A 1,417-nucleotide genomic window follows, 5' to 3' on the forward strand; every position below is an offset into this window, starting at 1 on the left:
CGGTCGGATGGAACTGCACGAATTCCAGGTCGGCAAGCTCGGCCCCGGCACTGGCGGCGAGCGCCAGTCCATGCCCGCACGAGCCGGGCGGGTTCGTCGTATCGCAATAAAGGCCGCCGATACCGCCGGTCGCCAGCACGACGCGGGAGGTGGCCATTGTGATTGCACCCGTGTCGCCGACCGCCAATACCCCGGCGATTGCACCGTCTTCGACGATCAGCCGGCGCGCCTCCATGTCTTCGAGGACCGTGATCGACGGTGTGCGCCGCACGGCGGCGATGAGCGCGCTGACCAGCTCGCGGCCTGTGGCGTCGCCGGCGGCATGGACGATCCGACGGCGCGAGTGGGCTGCCTCGAGCCCGAGCCGCAATGCGCCGTCAGACCCGCGGTCGAAGGCGACGCCGAAGCGCGCGAGATTCTCGATCGCTTTGGGTGCGGCTTCGACCATCCGCCTTACAGCCGTCTGGTCGCAGAGGCCGTCGCCGGCCGCCAAGGTATCGCTCAGATGAAGCTCCGGACAATCGTCGCAGCCGAGGCTGGCCGCGAGCCCTCCCTGGGCGAGATCGCTGCACCCGTCGGTTCCAAGCGGCGCCCTGGAAAGGAGCACGACCGGCTCCGGCGCCAGATGAAGGGCCGTCATCAATCCGGCAACGCCGGCGCCGATGATGACCGGCGCCCCGCCGATATCCAGCATGTCTGGGGTCATATGGCGAGCATGCGCTCCACAGCCCGGCGGGCCCGGTCCGCGACCCGCGGGTCGATGGTCACGATGTGGCGGGTTTCCTCGAGCGCGGTACGGATGTTGGAAAGCGTGATCCGCTTCATGTGCGGACACAGATTGCAGGGGCGGATGAAGTCCACCTCGGGATATTCGACTGCGACATTGTCGCTCATCGAGCATTCGGTCATCAGCACGACACGCGCCGGCTTCTCACGGCCGACATAGTCGGACATGGCGGCGGTCGAGCCCGAGAAGTCGGCCTCGGCCACTACCTCGGGCGGGCATTCGGGATGGGCGAGCACGGTCACGCCTGGATGCGCCTCGCGCAGTTCGCGGATGTCAGCCGGCGTGAAGCGCTCATGCACCTCGCAACGGCCCGTCCAGGCGATGATCTCGACATCTGTCTCGGCGGCGATGTTTTTCGCCAGATATTCGTCGGGCAGCATGATCACGCGCGGCACGCCGAGCGATTCCACCACTTTCCTGGCGTTGCCAGAGGTGCAGCAAATATCGGATTCCGCCTTCACGGCGGCGGAGGTGTTGACGTAGGTGACAACAGGCACGCCGGGGCATCGTTGACGGAGCAGGCGCACGTCCTCGGCGGTAATGGACTCTGCCAGAGAGCAGCCGGCGCCGAGGTCCGGGTTGAGAACGGTCTTGTCCGGATTAAGCAGTTTTGTCGTCTCGGCCATGAAG

2 protein-coding genes are annotated in these 1,417 nt (G+C 66.5%); both read right to left on the reverse strand.

Features of this window, described 5'->3' with window-relative positions; all coding sequences use genetic code 11:
• On the reverse strand, window positions 1-706 hold a 706-nt coding region (locus EOA85_RS35245), incomplete at its 3' end, for an FAD-dependent oxidoreductase (RefSeq protein ID WP_127212728.1).
• On the reverse strand, window positions 703-1,417 hold a 715-nt coding region (gene nadA / locus EOA85_RS35250; RefSeq protein WP_127212729.1), incomplete at its 5' end, for a quinolinate synthase NadA. The genes nadA and EOA85_RS35245, both read right to left, overlap by 4 nt.

The organism is Mesorhizobium sp. M5C.F.Ca.IN.020.29.1.1 (assembly GCF_003997375.1).
GTDB lineage: Bacteria > Pseudomonadota > Alphaproteobacteria > Rhizobiales > Rhizobiaceae > Mesorhizobium > Mesorhizobium wenxiniae.